The 18285-nt window shown below is 64.2% G+C and carries 18 protein-coding genes; 10 read left to right on the top strand and 8 right to left on the bottom strand.

Going from position 1 to position 18285, the window contains the following annotated elements; genetic code table 11:
* The first annotated feature begins 112 nt into the window (after positions 1-112).
* From IVB46_RS34135 to IVB46_RS34150, 4 genes are all read left to right on the top strand, one after another.
* Positions 113-1009, top strand: a complete 897-nt coding sequence (locus tag IVB46_RS34135) for an SMP-30/gluconolactonase/LRE family protein (protein WP_247309087.1) — start codon at positions 113-115, stop codon at positions 1007-1009.
* Between the two features lie 71 nt (positions 1010-1080).
* Positions 1081-1920 (top strand): aldo/keto reductase, encoded by an 840-nt coding sequence (locus IVB46_RS34140; protein WP_247307912.1) that lies wholly within the window; start codon positions 1081-1083, stop codon positions 1918-1920.
* A 188-nt stretch (positions 1921-2108) separates the two neighbouring features.
* Complete coding sequence (locus tag IVB46_RS34145; protein WP_175618334.1) at positions 2109-3050, top strand: DMT family transporter; 942 nt, start codon at positions 2109-2111, stop codon at positions 3048-3050.
* Between the two features lie 60 nt (positions 3051-3110).
* Positions 3111-4190, top strand: coding sequence for a zinc-binding dehydrogenase (locus tag IVB46_RS34150; protein WP_247307915.1), 1080 nt, complete (start codon positions 3111-3113; stop codon positions 4188-4190).
* On the opposite strand, the gene IVB46_RS34155 is transcribed toward IVB46_RS34150, so the two are convergent.
* The 3 genes from IVB46_RS34155 to IVB46_RS34165 form a co-directional block, all read right to left on the bottom strand.
* Positions 4168-5595, bottom strand: a complete 1428-nt coding sequence (locus IVB46_RS34155) for a TAXI family TRAP transporter solute-binding subunit (RefSeq protein ID WP_247307917.1) — start codon at positions 5593-5595, stop codon at positions 4168-4170. The two genes, IVB46_RS34150 and IVB46_RS34155, sit on opposite strands and share 23 nt — an antisense overlap.
* Before the next feature lie 51 nt (positions 5596-5646).
* Entirely contained in the window at positions 5647-6567 is a 921-nt protein-coding gene (gene ppk2 / locus IVB46_RS34160; protein ID WP_247307920.1) for a polyphosphate kinase 2, read from the bottom strand.
* Positions 6568-6663: 96 nt separating this feature from the next.
* Entirely contained in the window at positions 6664-7125 is a 462-nt protein-coding gene (locus IVB46_RS34165) for an Lrp/AsnC family transcriptional regulator (protein ID WP_014497003.1), read from the bottom strand.
* Between the two features lie 135 nt (positions 7126-7260).
* Here IVB46_RS34165 and IVB46_RS34170 point away from each other — a divergent pair, with 135 nt between their 5' ends.
* Positions 7261-9624 (top strand): transketolase, encoded by a 2364-nt coding sequence (locus tag IVB46_RS34170; protein WP_247344530.1) that lies wholly within the window; start codon positions 7261-7263, stop codon positions 9622-9624.
* A gap of 269 nt (positions 9625-9893) precedes the next feature.
* Positions 9894-11324, top strand: coding sequence for an aldehyde dehydrogenase family protein (locus tag IVB46_RS34175; protein ID WP_247307924.1), 1431 nt, complete (start codon positions 9894-9896; stop codon positions 11322-11324).
* A 275-nt stretch (positions 11325-11599) separates the two neighbouring features.
* Here the strand turns inward: IVB46_RS34175 and IVB46_RS34180 are convergent, their stop codons facing one another.
* Positions 11600-12568: an SMP-30/gluconolactonase/LRE family protein gene (locus tag IVB46_RS34180; protein WP_247307926.1), complete on the bottom strand. Its 969-nt coding sequence runs from the start codon at positions 12566-12568 to the stop codon at positions 11600-11602.
* A 91-nt stretch (positions 12569-12659) separates the two neighbouring features.
* On the opposite strand from IVB46_RS34180, the gene IVB46_RS34185 reads away from it, so the two are divergent.
* On the top strand, positions 12660-13484 hold the full coding sequence (locus IVB46_RS34185) for an NAD(P)-dependent oxidoreductase (protein WP_247307928.1): 825 nt from the start codon (positions 12660-12662) through the stop codon (positions 13482-13484).
* Between the two features lie 70 nt (positions 13485-13554).
* On the opposite strand, the gene IVB46_RS34190 is transcribed toward IVB46_RS34185, so the two are convergent.
* The gene (locus IVB46_RS34190) at positions 13555-14385 is read right to left on the bottom strand and encodes a potassium channel family protein (RefSeq protein WP_247307930.1); all 831 of its coding nucleotides are present in this window, start codon (positions 14383-14385) and stop codon (positions 13555-13557) included.
* Positions 14386-14416: 31 nt separating this feature from the next.
* On the bottom strand, positions 14417-15322 hold the full coding sequence (locus IVB46_RS34195; protein WP_247307932.1) for a transglutaminase family protein: 906 nt from the start codon (positions 15320-15322) through the stop codon (positions 14417-14419).
* 193 nt (positions 15323-15515) lie between these two features.
* On the opposite strand from IVB46_RS34195, the gene IVB46_RS34200 reads away from it, so the two are divergent.
* The 3 genes from IVB46_RS34200 to IVB46_RS34210 all read left to right on the top strand — a co-directional run bounded on the left by IVB46_RS34200 (position 15516) and on the right by IVB46_RS34210 (position 16549).
* Entirely contained in the window at positions 15516-15779 is a 264-nt protein-coding gene (locus IVB46_RS34200; protein ID WP_063986569.1) for a GlsB/YeaQ/YmgE family stress response membrane protein, read from the top strand.
* A complete protein-coding gene (locus IVB46_RS34205; protein ID WP_247307934.1) occupies positions 15776-16189 on the top strand; it encodes a hypothetical protein in 414 nt (137 codons plus the stop codon). Before IVB46_RS34200 ends, IVB46_RS34205 begins: the two co-directional genes overlap by 4 nt.
* A 105-nt stretch (positions 16190-16294) precedes the next feature.
* On the top strand, positions 16295-16549 hold the full coding sequence (locus IVB46_RS34210; protein ID WP_247307936.1) for a hypothetical protein: 255 nt from the start codon (positions 16295-16297) through the stop codon (positions 16547-16549).
* Positions 16550-16616: 67 nt separating this feature from the next.
* On the opposite strand, the gene IVB46_RS34215 is transcribed toward IVB46_RS34210, so the two are convergent.
* Together IVB46_RS34215 and IVB46_RS34220 are read right to left on the bottom strand one after the other, a co-directional pair.
* A complete protein-coding gene (locus tag IVB46_RS34215) occupies positions 16617-17516 on the bottom strand; it encodes a hypothetical protein (RefSeq protein ID WP_247307939.1) in 900 nt (299 codons plus the stop codon).
* A 32-nt stretch (positions 17517-17548) separates the two neighbouring features.
* Positions 17549-18229: a GntR family transcriptional regulator gene (locus IVB46_RS34220; protein ID WP_247307940.1), complete on the bottom strand. Its 681-nt coding sequence runs from the start codon at positions 18227-18229 to the stop codon at positions 17549-17551.
* Between the last annotated feature and the right edge of the window lie 56 nt (positions 18230-18285).

Genomic DNA, 18285 nt, shown 5'->3' on the forward strand with positions numbered 1-18285 from the left:
TCCGGGACACGAGAGTGACGTGGACGCAGCCATGTCCTTCGCCCAATCGACGCGCCCGCGATTGTGCCCTATGTTGCCGCGATCCCCCTCCACATGCACAAAAACAACAATGATGTACCTGGAAACGCCGCCGCGCCTGATCGAAACCAAGATCTTCTCCACCATGCCGGACCAATTCCGCCGCAAGGGCGTGCGGACCGATTGGGCCGATGCCAACCGGCCGGGTGTGCCGACCGATAGTTTTGTCGAAGGGCCGTCGTTCGACAAGGACGGCAATCTCTACATCGTCGACATTCCCTTCGGCCGCATCTTCCGCATCGCGCCTGATGGCGCGTGGTCGCTTGTGATCGAGTACGACGGCTGGCCGAACGGATTGAAGATCGCCGCCGACGGCCGCATCCTCGTGGCCGACTACATGCACGGCATCATGGAGCTCGACGCCGGGGCAGGGCGCATCAGGCCCATCCTGACCGCCCGCAACTCGGAATCGTTCCGTGGCTGCAACGATCTGCATCTCGCCTCCAACGGCGATATCTTGTTCACCGATCAGGGCCAGACCGGCCTGCACGACGCAAGCGGCCGCGTCTATCGCCTGACGCCGAGCGGCCGGCTCGATTGCCTGCTCGACACCGGCATCAGCCCGAACGGCTTGGTGCTCGACCCCAGCGAAACTGTGCTGTTCGTCGCCATGACGCGCGACAATGCGGTGTGGCGGTTGCCGTTCATGAAGGACGGCAGCGTGTCGAAGGTCGGCCGCTTCTGCTCGCTGTTCGGCACCAGCGGTCCTGACGGCATGACGATGGACGCGGCCGGTCGCCTGTTCGTCGGCCACGCCTCGCTCGGCCACGTCTTCGTGTTCGCGCCGAACGGAGAGCTGATCGCGCGGATCAAGTCGTGCGCGGGTCCGAGCTGCACCAATGTCGCCATCGGTGGCGTCAAGAAGGATCGGCTCTATATCACGGAGTCAGGGACCGGCAGCGTACTGGTTGCGGATATCAGCGGATTGTAGTTCTTCGCCTCTCTCCGCTTGCGGGGACCCCGTAAGGACGGGGAGAGGGAGAATGAACAGCGGAGAATGACATGAACACAAAACCCTTCGGCAAGACCGGCGCGAACGTCTCCGTCATCGGGCAGGGCACCTGGTATCTCGACCATGGCGACCGCAAGCGCGCGATCGCGGCGCTTCAGCGCGGGCTCGATCTCGGCATGACCCACATCGACACCGCCGAGATGTACGGCGATGCCGAGCTTGTCATCGCCGATGCGATCGCAGGCCGCCGCGATGAAGTGTTCCTGGTCTCAAAGGTGCTGCCGAGCAACGCCTCGCGCGGCGGCACCATCACGGCGTGCGAACGCTCGCTGAAGCGGCTGAAGACCGATCGTCTCGACTGCTATCTGCTGCACTGGCGCGGTTCCTATCCGCTCGAAGACACGGTTGCCGCGTTCGAAGAGTTGGTGAAGGCCGGCAAGATCAAATCCTGGGGGGTCTCCAATTTCGACGCCGACGATCTCGACGAAATTCTCGACGTCTCCGGTGAAGGCCGCATCGCGTGCAATCAAGTGCTCTATCATCTGAAGGAGCGCGCGATCGAGCATGCGGTGATCCCGTGGTGCGAGAAGCGTGGCGTCGCTGTCGTTGCATACTCTCCTTTCGGCCACGACGATTTTCCCGCAAGCAACAGCAAGGGAGGCGCGGTGCTGGCACGCATCGCGGAGGTGCGTCGTGTGACACCGCGGCAGGTCGCGCTGGGCTTCCTTACCCGTGCGACTACGGTGTTCGCGATCCCGAAGGCCTCGTCCGCGGAACATGCCGGCGAGAATGCGGCGGCCGGCGATCTCGTGCTGACGAAAGACGAGATTTCGGCGCTCGATGCGGCGTTTCCGCGCGGTTCGAAGCCGCGCAGCCTACCCATGCTGTAGTGCACAAACGCCTATTATTAATGGAGTATTGACGCGCGGGGTCGTCAGCGCATATCGGCATCCTGTTTTCGGAAGTTGTGAAAGCGGCGCATTTGTCGTTTTTTACGATCGTTCCCGAATCGTAGTTTTCCCAGGTTCCAGCCGTGACACCGCCGCCCGCCGTAGCCGCAAGGCTCGACAGTATTCCCATGCCCGTGCCGGAGAAGAAGCAGGAGGCTCGCCGCGCGCCTGCGCGCGTCGATCATCCCTTCAAGGGCATCGCGCTGGTGCTGCTGTCGACGGTATTCCTCGGCTGCTCCGACGTCACCGCAAAGTATCTGTCGACGAGCCTGCCGTCGATCGAGATCACCTGGATCCGCTTCGTCACGTTCGCGCTGATGTTCACGCCGGTGATGCTGCCGGGCTCGCCGCTGCATGCGATGCGCACCGATCGCCTTGGCCTGCAATTGATGCGCGGCGTCGCGCTGCTCGGCTCCTCGCTATTCTTCATCACCGGTCTCCGTTTCCTCCCCATCGCGGAAGCCTCGGCCACCGGCTTCGTCTCGCCGCTGTTCGTCACCGCGCTGTCGATCATCTTCCTGAGCGAGAAGGTCGGCATGCGCCGCTGGATCGCGACTGCGATCGGTCTCATCGGCGTGATGATCATCCTGCGTCCGGGCTCCAATGCGTTCCACGCCGCCGCGTTCTTCCCGATCATCTCGGCATTCTGCTGGGCTGCTGCGCTGATCCTGACGCGCATGATGAGCGGGCGCGAAGCCGTCCTCACCACCATGGCCTATTCGGCGCTCACGGGCGTTGCGATCCTCAGCCTGATGGTGCCGTTCGTCTGGGTGACGCCGAGCTGGACCGCGATCGGGCTCGGCATCGTGATCGGCGTCGCGTCCACCGTGGGCCAGTGGATCATCGTGCTGGCCTATCGCTACGGCGATGCCTCGGTGTTGGCGCCGTTCTCGTACACGCAGTTGCTGTGGGTCAGCATTCTGGGCTTCTTCCTGTTCGGCGAAGTGCCTGACGTCTGGACCGTCACTGGTGCTGCCTTCATCGTCGCCAGCGGTCTCTACATCGCTCATCGCGAGCGCATCCGCCGCGCCCAGCTGCTGGTGCTGGAAGAGCGTTCCCCGAACCCCTGACGCAAGTTCGCGCGTCCCGCTTCGTGCTATCAACGGCTCCAACAACACGGGAGGAGCCGGATGCGCGCTGCGATTTTCAGGAACGGTGAGATTGTCGTCGACCGGATGGTCGAGCCGAAGCCGGGCCCCGGCCAGGTGCTGGTCAGGACGCTCGCCTGCGGCATCTGCGGCTCCGACCTTCACGCGCGCCTGCATGCTCCCCGCATGGTGGAGATGGCGAAGAAGACCGGCCGCAAGCCGATGGATCTCGCCCGCGACGTCGTGTTCGGCCATGAGTTCTGCTGTGAGATCGTCGATTACGGTCCCGGAACCGCGCGCAAGCTCAAGCCCGGCACCCGCGTCTGTTCGCTCCCAGCGCTCGTGACGCTACAGGGCATCGAGGGCATCGGCTATTCCAACGACAATATCGGCGGCTATGCCGAGGCGATGCTGCTCAGCGAGCCCCTGCTGCTTGAGGTGCCCAACGGTCTAGCGCCCGAACATGCGGCGCTAACCGAGCCGCTCGCCGTCGGCGTGCACGCCGTGGCGAAAGCCAACATCCGGGGCGGCGAGGTACCGCTCGTGATCGGCTGCGGCCCGGTCGGGCTCGCGGTGATCGCAGCGCTGAGGATCAAGGGTCTGCATCCGATCGTCGCTGCCGACTATTCGCCGGCGCGGCGTGCACTGGCCGCAAAGCTGGGGGCCGATATCGTCGTCGATCCCAGGGTGACGCAGCCCTACGCGACCTGGGCCGAGCACGCGCAGATGTCGGAGGCCGAGAAGGCGGCGCGCCCGCCGTTGCAGGCCATGCTGCCGGCACTGAAGCCCGCGATCATCTTCGAATGTGTCGGCGTGCCCGGCCTGTTGCAGCAGGTGTTCGAGGGCGCCCCGCGTGATGCGCGCATCGTGGTGGTCGGCGTCTGCATGGAGACCGACAGGAGCGAACCCATGCTCGGCATCATGAAGGAGCTCAATGTTCAATATGTGCTCGGCTACACGCCGGATGAGTTCGCAGCGTCACTGCGCCTGATCGCCGACGGGCAGGTCGATGCGGCCGCGATGGTCACCGCCGAGGTCGGCCTCGATGGCGTCGCAAAGGCGTTCGCCGATCTCGCCAATCCTGAGGCGCACACCAAGATCATCGTGCAGCCGTGGAAATAGGGAACGGCTGAAGCACGCCGCCGTCGGGTTTCGCCGCGACGTCGGCATCGCTCATCTGGACGATCACGGCGCGGCGATCGACGATCGCCTGGTGGAATTGCGCCAGCACGAGACCGAAGGCGGTGAGGTCGCCGTCTTCGATGGCGCCGTCCTCGTGACAGGCCAGCGTCTCGCGCAGGATGTCGTCGGCTGCGCTCTGCATCGCCGCGAGATCGTCGAGCGACGTCGCCTCCCGCACGCTCGAGATCGCCGTCAGCAACCGGTCGCGATGCAGCGCGTTCTCGCTGCGCTCCTCGCGCCGTAGATAGTGCCGCAGCCACGCGGCCACCGAGCCGAGGCCCGAGAGCAGCAGCACCAAGCCCCAGATGTAGTCGCTGTACTTGTCCATGAAGCTGCGCTCGTTGCCGTCGATATAGGCGGCAGCTCCCGGATGGGCCGGCAGCGCGGCGTCCTTGTCGGTGTCAGGCTTCTGGATGTGACTGGCGCCGGGCAAGTCCTTCACGAGCGACTGACGGACCGTAAACAGCTCGCGGGTGAAGGCAGCGACCGTGTCCTCGGACAATGAAGCAGGCGCGACAATCAGATGATTGACGGCGATGGTGTCGATCTTGTCGTCCGGCCGCTGCGGCGTTGTGGAGAATGCGCTCGCGGGAATTTCCTCGGATTCGTAGAGCGGATGCCGCTCGGCGATGGCGTCGGAGACGTCGACGGACAGGAACTTGGGCTCGCCGCGCAGGCGTGCGGTGGTGGCGATCGTGCTTGCGATCGCCTTGTCGTCGAGTGCGCCCACCATCATGAAGGCGTCGAGCGTTGAGTCCTGGGCCATCTCGGAGATGCGGTCGATACTGAACTGTGCGATCGTGACCTTCTGCGGATTGACGCCTGACTCGGCGAGGATGACACGGAGCAGATTGAGATTGGCATCGCCAAGGCCGACGACACCGATGCGGCGCCCGGTGAGGGAGGCGATCTCCATGATCTTCGGCCTGGCGGCACCCTTGCGCGCCGCTGGCGCCCACAACACCACGAAATTCCGCCGCAGGATCGCCACCGAATTGGTGTCGGCCGGCATGGCGAAGTCGCCGCGAGCCACCGCGAGGTCGGCCTTGCCGGCGCCGAGCAGATTGAGGCTTTGCAGTGTGCCGTCGGTCTCGATCGGCACGAGCCGCACCGCGCCACCCCTGGCGTCGAACGCCTTCGCCACCGCCGCAATCAGCGCCTGGTCGTCACTGCCGGCCGGCCCGACCGCGATGCGTAGCGTCGCCGGCTGCCAGACCCAATAGGCGAGGGCAAGAACGACCGTGAGCACCGAGAGCACGCTTGCGAGCGCGAGCCACGGGCCAAAGCGATTGCGGCGGCGAGACGACGCGTCTCTCCTCACGCTCAGATCGCTCGGCACGGGCATCTCGCTTTCCTCATCGGCAAGCTCGCCAGCCGGCAGGCGCGGCGGGTGCCGTCAGTATTTCGAAGGCACGTACATCTCCGGCGGAATCGGGCCGCGGTGGTAGTCGGGGTTGCGCACGCGCGGCGGCAGCACCACGGGCACGCGGGCGACCTCCTGGTACGGCATCTGGCTGAGCAGATGCGCGATGCAGTTGAGGCGGGCGCGCTTCTTGTCGACGGCGTCGACGATCCACCACGGCGAGTCCGGAAGATGCGTGTGCTCCAGCATCGTCTCCTTGGCCTTGGTGTACGCCTCCCAGCGGCTGCGTGCCTCGACGTCCATCGGGCTCAGCTTCCACTGCTTCAGCGGATCCCTGATGCGCATGCTGAAGCGGAACTGCTGCTCGTCGTCGGTGATCGAGAACCAGTATTTGACCAGGATGATGCCGGAGCGGATCAGCATCCGCTCGAACTCCGGCACCGTCTTGAAGAACTCCTGGTATTGCTCTTCGGTGCAGAAGCCCATCACGCGCTCGACGCCGGCGCGGTTGTACCAGCTGCGGTCGAACAGCACGATCTCGCCGCCGGCCGGCAAATGCGACACATAGCGTTGGAAGTACCATTGCGTGCGCTCGCGCTCGCTCGGGGCGGGGAGCGCCGCGACACGGCAGATGCGGGGATTGAGCCGCTGGGTGATGCGCTTGATGACGCCGCCCTTGCCGGCGGAATCGCGGCCCTCGAACAGCACCACGACCTTCTTCTTCTCGCTCTGTACCCAGTCCTGGAGCTTGACCAGTTCGCCCTGGAGGCGGAGCAATTCCCGGAAATAGAGCCTGCGATCCACCGTCGGGCGGAGCGCGTCCGTCTCGTCCAGCAGCTCGTCGAGCCTGCTGTCATCGAGCTCCATTTCCAGCTCTTCGTCGAGATCGTCGGTCATTTCCCGGATGATGCGCTCGCGTTTGGCCATTTCAGGGGTGCGGTCGGATGCGGTCATGGGTCCTTCTTTCGGCAGGGTGCCTGTCGTCCGTGACCATCGGCGGGGTTTATTGCGCCCATGTGACACCGGTTCCGAAATAGCCCGGCGGGGCCGTCAGACCGGCAGGGCGATCGAATATTTGACCTGGCTGAGCGCGAAGCTCGACTCGATCGAGGCAATGCCGTCGAGCCGGGTCAGCTTGGTCTTCAGGAAGGTCTCGTAGGAGGCGAGGTCGGCCGCCACCACGCGCAGGAGATAATCGCGGTTGCCGGTCATCAGATAGCACTCCAGCACCTCGTCCCATTTCGAGATCGCGCGGGCGAAACGATTCAGATCCTCCTCCTTCTGCCGCGCCAGCTTGATCGAGATGAAGACGCTGACATGCAGCCCCAGCGCCTTCTGGTCGACGGTCGCAATGTAGCGGCTGATGACCCCGCGTTCCTCCAGCAGCTTGACCCGGCGATGGCAGGGCGACACCGAGAGCCCGACCTTGTCGGCCAGTTCCTGCATGGTCAGCCGGCTGTCGTTCTGGAGCAAAGCGAGGATTTTACGGTCGATGGCGTCGAGGTCTGGCATTGGGATGAAACCTGTCTGAAGTGCTGATCCATTGGTAAAGTATCCCAATATTTGGGGGTATGGCGTGAAAAATTGAGAAGTTTGGCGCCGCCCGCAGGCGTATCATCGTCGGACCTGTTTCCGGGAGCCATTGTGATGCCCGTTGATACCGCCCGTCTGGACACACTGACCGCGCTGGCCCGCAAAGCGCTGTGGCTGTCGTCATGGACCATCCACCACGCCAACCACATCCGCCCGAGCACGGACGGCCTCAAGGTCGGGGGACACCAGGCCTCGTCGGCCTCGCTCGCCACCATCATGTCGACGCTGTATTTCAGCGTGCTGCGGCCTGAGGATCGCGTCGCGGTGAAGCCGCATGCGAGCCCGGTGTTCCACGCCATCCAGTACCTGTTCGGCCGGCAGACGCGCGAGAAGCTGGAGAACTTTCGCGGGTTCAAGGGCGCGCAGTCCTATCCCTCGCGCACCAAGGATGTCGACGACGTCGATTTCTCCACCGGCTCCGTCGGCCTCGGCGTCGCGCAGACGCTGTTTGCCTCGCTGGTGCAGGACTACGTCAAGGCGCATGGCTGGATGAAGGATCGCCGCGAGGGGCGGATGATTGCCCTCGTTGGCGATGCCGAGATGGACGAGGGCAACATTTTCGAAGCGCTCGCCGAAGGCTGGAAGCACGGCCTGCGCAACACCTGGTGGGTGGTCGACTATAACAGGCAGTCGCTCGACGCCGTCGTGCGCGAAGGGCTCTGGGAAAAATTCGAGACCATGTTCCGCAATTTCGGCTGGGACGTGGTGATCGTGAAATACGGCCGCCTGATGCGCGAGGCCTTTGCCGAGCCCGGCGGCGAGGCGCTGAAGCGCTGGATCGACAATTGCCCGAACGCGCTCTACGCCGCGCTGTGCTTCCAGGGCGGCGCCGCCTTCCGCAAGCATCTGCACGACGAGATCGGCGACCAGGGCCCCATCACCAAGCTGATCGACAAGCGCAGCGACGAGGAGCTGCTGGCGCTGATGTCGAATCTCGGCGGCCACGACATGGCGAGCATGCTGGAGGCGTTCGAGTCGATCGACCACGATCGCCCGGTCTGCTTCATCGCCTACACCATCAAGGGCGTCGGCCTGCCGTTCCAGGGCCACAAGGACAACCACGCCGGCCTGATGACGGTCGCGCAGATGGAGAAATATCGCGAGAGTCAGAACATTCGCCCAGGCCACGAATGGGAGAAGTACGAAGGCCTCGCGCAGGACGCTGCGGAGCTCGACGCCTTCCTCGCGCGCGTGCCTTTCAACCAGGACGGACGCCGGCTGACCGCGCCCGTGGTCGAGGTGCCCCAGCAACTCGCGTTCAAGCCGTCGCCGCAGATGTCGACGCAGCAGGGCTTCGGCCTCGTGCTGAACGAGATCGCGCGTGACGACAGCGAACTGGCCAGACGCATCGTCACGACCTCGCCCGACGTCACGGTCTCGACCAATCTCGGTCCGTGGGTGAACCGGCGCGGCCTGTTCGCGCGGGGCGAGAAGGCGGACTTATTCCGCAGCGAGAAAATTCCCTCCACGTTCAATTGGGACTTCTCGCCCAAGGGCCAGCATCTCGAGCTCGGCATCGCCGAGATGAACCTGTTCATCATGCTCTCGGCGCTGGGCCTGTCGCACCAGATCAATGGCGAGCGGCTCTTGCCGGTCGGCACCCTCTACGATCCCTTCATCGAGCGCGGCCTCGATGCATTGAACTACGCCTGCTACCAGGATGCGCGCTTCATGGTGGCGGCGACGCCCTCGGGCATCACGCTGGCGCCTGAAGGCGGCGCGCACCAGTCGATCGCGACGCCGTTGATCGGCATGGCGCAGGACGGGCTCGCCTCGTTCGAACCAGCTTTCGTCGACGAGCTCGCCGTGATCATGGCTTGGGGCTTCAATCACATGCAGCGCGATCCGGGCGAGGGCGGCTCGGTCTATTTGCGGCTCTCGACGCGCAGCATCGAGCAGGCGCAGCGGATCATGACGCCGGAGCTTGCGCAGGGCATCACCGACGGCGCCTATTGGCTGCGCAAGCCGGGGCCCAATGCCGAACTCGTGATCGCCTATACCGGCGCGGTCGCGCCCGAAGCGATCGAGGCGACCGGCTTCATCGGCGAGAGCCGCCGCGACATCGGCCTGCTCGCGATCACCTCGGCGGATCGTCTGCATGCGGGTTGGACCGCTGCGCGGAAATTGCGGCGCGATCGGCGGGGTGTGCAGCATCTCAGCCACATCGAAAAGCTGCTCGCGCCGCTGCCGCGCGACTGCGGCATCGTGACCGTGATCGACGGCCATCCCTCCGCGCTCGGTTGGCTCGGCAGCGTCCGCGGCCATCGCGTCGAGGCGCTCGGCGTCGAGCAGTTCGGCCAGACCGGCACCATCGCGGACCTCTACCGCCATTACGGCATAGATGCGAACGCCATCATCGATGCGGCCGAAAGCCTCACCACCGGCGCACCGGTGCTGCATCGGAAGATGGCGGTGTAGTTGAGGTAACTGCCCTGTCATTCCGGGGCGACGCGTAGCGTCGAGCCCGGAATCCATACTCCCGATCGTGGTTATGGATTCCGGGCCCGCGCCAGGTGGCGCGTCCCGGAATGACACCTGAGGGAGCCTTGCCTCGTTCCCGCCATCGGCTCATATATCCTCCGTCCGCCGCAACGCTGGCCCCGCATATGGCGGGTTCAATTGCCGGCGCTTTCGTGCAAGGATGCCTGCCGAAACGCCCCCTCCAAGCCCCCAAGAAGAGGTTAACGATGGTCAATCGCATGCAATTCTACATCGACGGCGCCTGGGTCGATCCCGCCGTCAAGAAGTCCACCGCCGTGGTCAATCCCGCGACGGAAGAGGCGATGTACGAGGTTGCGCTGGGCTCCAAGGCTGACGTTGACAAGGCCGTCACTGCTGCCAAGCGCGCCTTTGCAACTTTCTCCCAGACCAGCCGCGAGGAGCGCGTCGCGCTGCTCACGAAAGTCATCGAGGTCTACAAGGGTCGGCTCAAGGAGATCGGCGCCGCCGTCTCCGACGAGATGGGCGCGCCGCTGCCGATGGCGGAGAAGCTCCAGGCCGGCGCCGGCCTCGGCCACCTCATGACCACGCTCGACGTGCTCAAGAACTATCATTTCGAGGAACCGGTCGGCACCGCCATGGTGCTGCGCGAGCCGGTCGGCGTGGTCGGCATGATCACGCCCTGGAACTGGCCGCTCAACCAGATCGCCTGCAAGGTCGCGCCTGCGCTCGCCGCCGGCTGCACCATGATCCTGAAGCCGTCGGAGTTCACCCCGACCTCGGCTTTGATCTTCGCGGAAATCCTCCACGAAGCGGGTGTGCCGAAGGGCGTGTTCAACCTCGTCAACGGCCTCGGCCCCGAGGTCGGCGCCGCCATGAGCGAGCATCCTGATATCGACATGATCTCGTTCACCGGCTCGACCCGCGCCGGCATCGACGTGGCCAAGCGCGCCGCGCCGACCGTGAAGCGCGTCAGCCAGGAGCTCGGCGGCAAGTCGCCGAACGTCATCCTCGAAGGTGCCGACCTGACCAAGGCGGTGACCGGCGGCGTGATGCACATGTTCAACAACTCCGGCCAGTCCTGCAACGCACCCTCGCGCATGATCGTGCCGCTGTCGAAGATGAAGGAAGTCGCTGCGATCGCGAAGGCTGTCGCCGACAAGACCAAGGCCGGTGATCCCCGCGCTGAAGGCACTACCATTGGTCCGGTCGTCAACCGCGGCCAGTGGGACAAGATCCAGGGCCTCATCAAGAAGGGCATCGACGAGGGCGCGACGCTCGTCGCCGGCGGCCCGGGCCTGCCTGAGGGCGTCAACAAGGGCTTCTACGTCCGTCCGACCATCTTCGCCGACGTCACTCCCGACATGACGATCGCCCGTGAAGAGATCTTCGGACCGGTGCTGACCATCATCGGCGCCAAGGACGAGTCTGAGGCCGTGCACATCGCCAACGACACGCCGTATGGCCTTGCCGGCTACGTCTCGGGCGCCTCGGTGGAGGACGCCAAGCGCGTCGGCCGGCAGATCCGCGCCGGCAACGTCAACCTCCAGGGCGTGCCCAACGACCGCTCCGCGCCGTTCGGCGGCTACAAGCAGTCGGGCAACGGCCGCGAGTGGGGCAAGTACGGTCTCGAGGACTTCCTCGAAGTGAAGGCCGTCGCCGGCTTCAACGCGGCGTAAGTTTTTTCGCCTGAACGAACAAAGCGCCGGAGCGGGAGACCGCTCCGGCGTTTTCGTTTTGCTCCGTTGTCATTGCGAGGAGCGCAGCGACGAAGCAATCCAGGCTGTCTCCGCGAAAACAGTCTGGATTGCTTCGCTTCGCTCGCAATGACGGAGGAGGGACCTCGTAGGGTGGGCAAAGGAGCCAAGCGACGTGCCCACCATTCCGCGACGAACAAGAAGCGGTGGGCACGCTTTCGCTTTGTCCACCCTACGAGACCGTCTCTGCGGAACGCCTATCCCCCGACCGCGCCTTGCGTGTTCACATACAGCGCGTAGATCGACTGGCTTGCCGCCATGAACAGGCGGTTGCGCTTGACGCCGCCGAAGCAGAGATTGGCGCAGCGCTCGGGCAGCGCGATGCGGCCGATCATGACGCCGTCGGGCGCGAACACCACGACGCCGTCCAGCTCGGGATCGCCCATGCCCCAGCCGCACCAGAGATTGCCGTCGATGTCGCAGCGCATGCCGTCCGGAGTGCCCGGGCCGGCATCGATGTGGACGCGCTTGTTGGAAATCGTGGTGCCGTCGGGCGAGACGTCATAGGCGAGGATCTTTCGGTTCGGCACGCCGCGCGATTCCACGACATACAGAATCTTCTCGTCGGGCGAGAAGCACAGCCCGTTGGGACCGAGTACGCCCTCGGCAACAATGGTCGCCTTGCCGGTCGCGGGATCGAGCCGATAGACGTTCGGCTCGATCTCGGGCTCCGCCTTGTAGCCCTCGTAATTGCCAAGCAGGCCGAAGGTCGGATCGGTGAACCAGATCGAGCCGTCGGACTTCACCACCACGTCGTTCGGCGAGTTCAGCCGCTTGCCGCCGAACGAGTCCATCAGCACGGTGATGCTGCCGTCATATTCGGTGCGCACCACGCGGCGGCCGCCATGCTCGCAGGTGACGAGCCGGCCCTGACGATCCCTGGTGTTGCCGTTGGCGAAATTCGAGGGCTTTCGGAAAACCGAGACGGTTCCAGTCTCCTCCTCCCACTTGATGATGCGCTGGTTCGGGATGTCGCTGCACAGGAGATAGCGGCCGTCGCCGAACCACACCGGACCCTCGGCCCAGCGCAGGCCGGTCGCCAGCCGCTCCACTGCCGACAGCTTTAGCCAGTATTTTTCGAAGCGGGGGTCCAGTGCTTTTATCGCCGGATCGGGGTAGTAGGTCGCCGGCCGCCAGCCTTGAGTGTGGGACGATGCATCGTTCATGTGCAGGTCTCTTTGTTGCGTTCCCTCTGTCCAAGTCTGCTAGCATCAGTTATCTACGGCCGCAAATCGGTCACCACAGGCGAGGGAAGACATGCCGCGTATTTTGATGACGGGAGCTTCGGGCGGAATCGGCACGAGCCTGCGAAAACTGCTGCCGCCGATCTATCCGGATCTCCTGCTCTCCGACATCAAGCCGCCCGCCGATCTCGGCGCGAACGAACAATTCAAGGCGGCGGATCTCGCCGATCTCGCGCAGTGCGAGGCGATCTGCGAGGGCGTCGACGGCATCATCCATTTCGGCGGCTATTCGGTCGAAGGCACCTGGGACCAAATCCTCCAGGCCAACATCATCGGCGGCTACAATTTGTTCGAGGCCGCCTACCGCAAGGGCGTCAAGCGCGTGGTGTTCGCCTCGTCCAACCACGCCGTCGGCTTCTATCCCCGCCACCACAAGATCGGGACCGACGTCACCCCGCGCCCCGACGGTCGTTATGGCGTCAGCAAGGTGTTCGGCGAGGCCGTCGGCGCGCTCTACGCCGACAAGCATGGCCTGAGGGTGACCTGCCTGCGCATCGGTAATTTCGGCGACATGCCGCTCGACCAGCGCCGGCTCTCGATCTGGCTGAAGCCCGACGACCTCGTGCAGCTCTGCCGCATCGGGCTCGAACATCCCGACATCCATTTCGAGGTCTTCTACGGCGCCTCCCTCAACGAGCGCGCCTGGTGGGACAACCACCGCGCCTACGAATTCGGCTATCGCCCGACGGGGCGCGCCGAGGATTTCCGCGAGCACGCGATGGCCGAGCAGGCCAAGCTGAAGCCGGATCCGGTCGGCGACCACTACCAGGGCGGCGCGTTCTGCAGCAACGAGTTCGACGGCGATGCGAGCCGGATCATTGATTGGAATAAGCGCTGAAATGCCATGCCCCCTCTCCCCAGTTATGAGGTGAGGGGGCCTCTCCGCGGCACTCGTGCCGGCATGCAGCCTAGTCCATGCCTTCATCGGGAATGTTCAAGACGGTGCCACACGCTTTGCAATGCACCGCGTCGACATCGTGGCGCTGCAGGGCGCAAACCGGACAGGGGAAGCGTACCTTGGAGGGCGCGAGCAGCGCCTTGGCGAGATTCAGGAAAAGGGTCACGCCAAAGATCATGATGACGACGGTGATCAGGCGGCCGACGGTCCCGGGCAAGGTGATGTCGCCGAAGCCGGTCGTGGTCAGTGCGGTGACCGTGAAGTAGAGCGCGTCGGCATAGTTGGCGATCTGGTGATTGTGAGACTTCTGCGTCTCGTAGACGATCCCGGTCATCACGAAAATGAACACGCCGAGGTTCACGACGGCAAAAACGACTTCCTCGTTTCGGCGGAAGAAGGGGCTGTCGACCCGGAGGCGCGCCACCATCTGGTAGTCGCGCAGCAGCCGCAATGTTCGAAATGCGCGCAAGAAGCCGCCGGCCTCTCCGGCGAGCGGCGCAAGGAACGAGATGATGACGACGATGTCGGTCCAGGTCGAAAGCCGCGCCAGGTCGTGCAGCGGCCGGCGGCTGATGATCATCCGTGCGGCGAAGTCCGCAAGGATCAGGACGCCGAACACGACATCGAGCGACTCGACGGCCCTGTTGCGAGGCAGGAACGAGGTCGCGATGATGAACAGAACCGTGACGATGTCCAGCGCGAGCAGGGCGTATCGGAATTTTATGCAGCCGAACGTGTCGCCTTCGTAAAGTTGCCGGATCCTGCCCTTCAGGGCCTCAAATGGGACGGCGACGGCGTCGAGCGGCCCATGTCCCTTCGTACTGTTGCGATAAAATGCCATGGTCAGCGACCGCCGCGCCTATCTCGGTAGCCTACGCTTCCGAAGGATCGAGCATTTCGCCGATCTTGTTGACGGCGACATTGATCGACATGCCCAAGTAGTCGCCGGGATCGCCGAACCACGAGCCAGTCAGCGGCACGGCCTGGCCCGGATGCCGCGCAATGGCCACCGGAATGAGGTCGAAGCCGGCGCTCAAACTGTTGGTTGGATCGTAATCCAGCCAGCCGGCGCCGGGCAGGAATACCTGCACCCATGCGTGGGTCGCGCCGGAGCCGGTCATGCCCACGGCGCCGCCATCGAGCGCCGCATCATAGAGATAACCGCTGACGAAGCGTGCGGCAAAGCCGAGCCGGCGCAACGTCTCGATCATCAGCCAGGCGAAGTCCCGGCAGGTGCCCGATTTCGTGCGCAGCGTTTCGCCGGGTGACTGTGTGCCTTCGGCATCTCTGCCGTGATAGCTGAAGTCGCTCCGAAACTTGCCGAGCATTCGGCGCAGCACGTCGGCGGTCTGATCCTGATCGCCGGCAACGAAGCTCTTGGTCCACGCCGCATGACTGCCGTCTGCATCGTCGGCATGCGGGCGCAGGTAACCGGCAAGGTCGGTCCATTCGTCCGGGGTGTACTGCACGGGGACCTCCTCGGCCCGGGGCTCCAGCGGAAATGTCTCCAGACCCTTGATGCCGAAATAGACGCCACGAACCCTAAACGTGAATGTCAGCTCGCTGCCGGGTTCGCTGAAGTCCATCACGGTGACGGCATTGGAGCGGGAGTCGGTGACCCAATGCACCTTTGACGGCAGGCTGGTAGCAGCGGACCAGCGAAGCAGCCGGGTCGCGGCGCCGCGCCGCGGCAGGAACATCGCCCGGTGCGTGCCGAACGTCACCGGCTTTGCATAGCGGTAGGTCGTGGTGTGCGTGATCTCGCCAATGATCGCCATGCATTGATCCGCTTCGCGTTGCGGAGCGCATTGAGCGCCTTCCCGCGCAAGAGAGAGCAGGCGCCAGCTTTCGGCCCGGCCGCTTCCACCCATTGATCTAGATCAACGTCGTTCCCGGGATCGTCTGGCCCATCAAGCGATCACGCATTCCTTCAGACGTTGATGTGCAAACCGACCGAATGGAGCGATGGACATGGGTATCCTTTGGACGATCATCATTGGATTTATCGTCGGCGTGGTCGCGAAATTCATCATGCCCGGCGACAAGTCCGAGCCCACGGGGTTCATCCTGACGACGGTCTTGGGAATCGTCGGCGCGTTCGTCGCGACCTGGCTCGGTCAAGCCGTGGGCTGGTATCATTTCGGAGAGGCCGCCGGCTTCATCGGCAGCGTGGTCGGAGCCATCATCCTCCTCTTCCTGTACGGCCTTGTCATGGGTCGTCAGGGGCGCGCTTGAAAATCACGCTATCAGCCGTCGCGATGCTCGCGATGATCGTGACAGGACCATTGCAAGCCGCAACGCTCAGCGACGCCGAGGCGACGTTTCTCGACCAGCTCGTCACCGCATCCGTGGTGCTGGAGCAGCGATGCGACGGTTACGAGGTCGACGGCGCCGGCGGCGTTCAGCTCGGCGCCCGGCTTCTCGGTAGCCCTGAGGCGGCGATGGCCATGATCGACACCTATGCTGCCGCCATCAAGGCCCGCGACGGCGAGACCTACGATCCCGGCAAGTTCCGCCCCGAGGTGTCCGACGCGGCGGGCAAGACGTTCAGGCGCGTCCGGACGGACTTGATCAAGAACCCGACAAGGGGCTGCGCTGACTACGGCGATGCCAGCGTGGACCGCGGTTTGCTGAGGCGGTACTGAACGCGAACAAGCTCTGATTGAGAAGGACCTGTCACTCGCGTCATGCTATCGTCTGTTCCGGGACGTGCATTGCCGTCCCAGGCAACAAGAACAGGGAGGATGGCTATGAAGACGTTAGCGATGTCAGCGTTAATCCTTGCTACCTTGTCGATCGCGCCGGTGAGCGCCGCACCGATCGGTCCCGCGGCTCACCTGAACCCAAACCAACGTCCGGGATGCTCGCTCTCCGGCGGCGCGGTTGCGAATTGCAAGAACGTCCTCAACTTCAAGTCCTACTACGAGTGCCGTAGTAACCGCATGGAGCGAGGCTGGACGGGCGTTGAGAGCGGCTACTACTGCCGGGCTCTCGACCTCAAATAAGAGCGCGGGTCAGTTCAGAATTTTGGGAGGCCGCCTGCGTTGGCGGCCTCTTCTATCGCGATGAGTGTCAGGCACGCATCCCGATCGCCGGACGAAATGGCGGGCCGTCCCAGGGCTGCGGTGCGGCGGCATAGCGGTCGAAGCGCATTGTGTGGCGGGCGAGCCCCTGGCTCAACACGCGCAGGCTGTTCGCATAGCCGAACATCGCTATGAGCGGTACCGTCGCATCGATCGCGACCGTGTCATCGTCGACGACCCTGGAGTGGGCGGTCCCACGCCGTGATGTCAGGTCGTCAACGATCGATTGTGCGAACGGCGTCGGTGTCACCACTTCGACCTTCATGATCGGTTCAAGCAAGACCGATTCCGCCGTTTGCAGGGCCTTGCGGAAGGCGGCATTGGCCGCGATCTCGAAGGCGAGCGGTGAAGAATCGACGTCGTGATACTTGCCGTCGATCAGCTGGACCCTGACGCCGGCCACCGGAAAGCCCGCAATCACGCCGCAGGCCAGTACGCTTTCGAGCCCTTTCTCGATCCCGGGCATATATTTGTTCGGTAGCGCATCCACACCAGTCTTGCGTTCAAGCTGGTATCCCGTGCCAGGCTCATTCGGCTCGATGGCAAGCTTGACGGCGGCAAACTCCCCCTTGGGCCCGTAGATCTTTTTGTGAGTGTATTCCGCCTCCGCACGTTTGGTCGGATGCTCAAGAAATGCCACCTGCAGGGCACCAATATTGACGGCTATTCCAGAGGTCCGGTTGAGGGCGTCGATCGCGCTCTCGATGTGGGTTTCGCTCGTTCCCTTCAGGATGATCTGAGCAGAGTCTTGATCGACCGACACGGCGAGCGCTCCGTCCTTGGCGGTGAGCTTCAAGAGCGCAGCAACGAGCTTCTCATGATCGGCCCTGGACTTCGCTTCGATGGCGACGTCAACAAGCAGGGGTGGCGTGCTCACATCATGCGGCATTGTAAGACCTGTAGCGTTGCCTTGGTCTAGCGTCAGCTCTCCTCACCCGCAATCCTTGCCAGATAATCCGACTTGCTGAACTGCATGTGATCCACACACAGCTGCGCCAGCGCCCAGCTGTCGCGGCCCTTCAACAGCTCGATCATCAGCTCGTGCTGGCGCCGCGATTGCGCCAGTCCCTCGCGGTCGGCGAGGTTCTTGGCGCGCATCGGCAGCGTCAGGTTCATGTAGTCCTGGAGCGATCCGACGAGATACGGATTGCCGCAGGCCGAGAACAGCGCGAGGTGGAAGGCGTCGTTGGCCTCGTGGATGCCGCGCAGATCCCGCACATCGGCCTTCGCGCAATATTGCCGCTGCAGTGCGGTCAGCTCGTCGATCAGGCCTTGCGGCGCGGGCAGGGGAATCATCAGCGCGGCCTGCCGCGTCAGCATCTCGCGCACCTCGTAGATCTGCCGGACTTCCTCGGCCGAGTAGAACCGCACGGTGGCGCCAACGTTCTTCTCGCGGCGGACGATGCCGCGGCGCTCGGCATCCACCAAGGCCTGCCGCACGAAGTGTCTGGAGGTGCCGTAGCGCGACATCAGCGCGTCTTCGGTGAGGCGCGCGCCCGGCGGCAGGCGGCCGAAGATGATGTCCTCTTCCAGCCGCGCGACGACGTCGTCCGGATCGTCGCGCCGGACCGGCATGGCGTCTGCGGTGCGAATGTCGGACATGCCCTCAGCCTCCGGCATCTGCCGGTTCGTCTTGTGGAGCAGGGCGAGGTCCGATT

The organism is Bradyrhizobium sp. 61, from assembly GCF_023073075.1.
Taxonomy (GTDB): domain Bacteria; phylum Pseudomonadota; class Alphaproteobacteria; order Rhizobiales; family Xanthobacteraceae; genus Bradyrhizobium; species Bradyrhizobium barranii.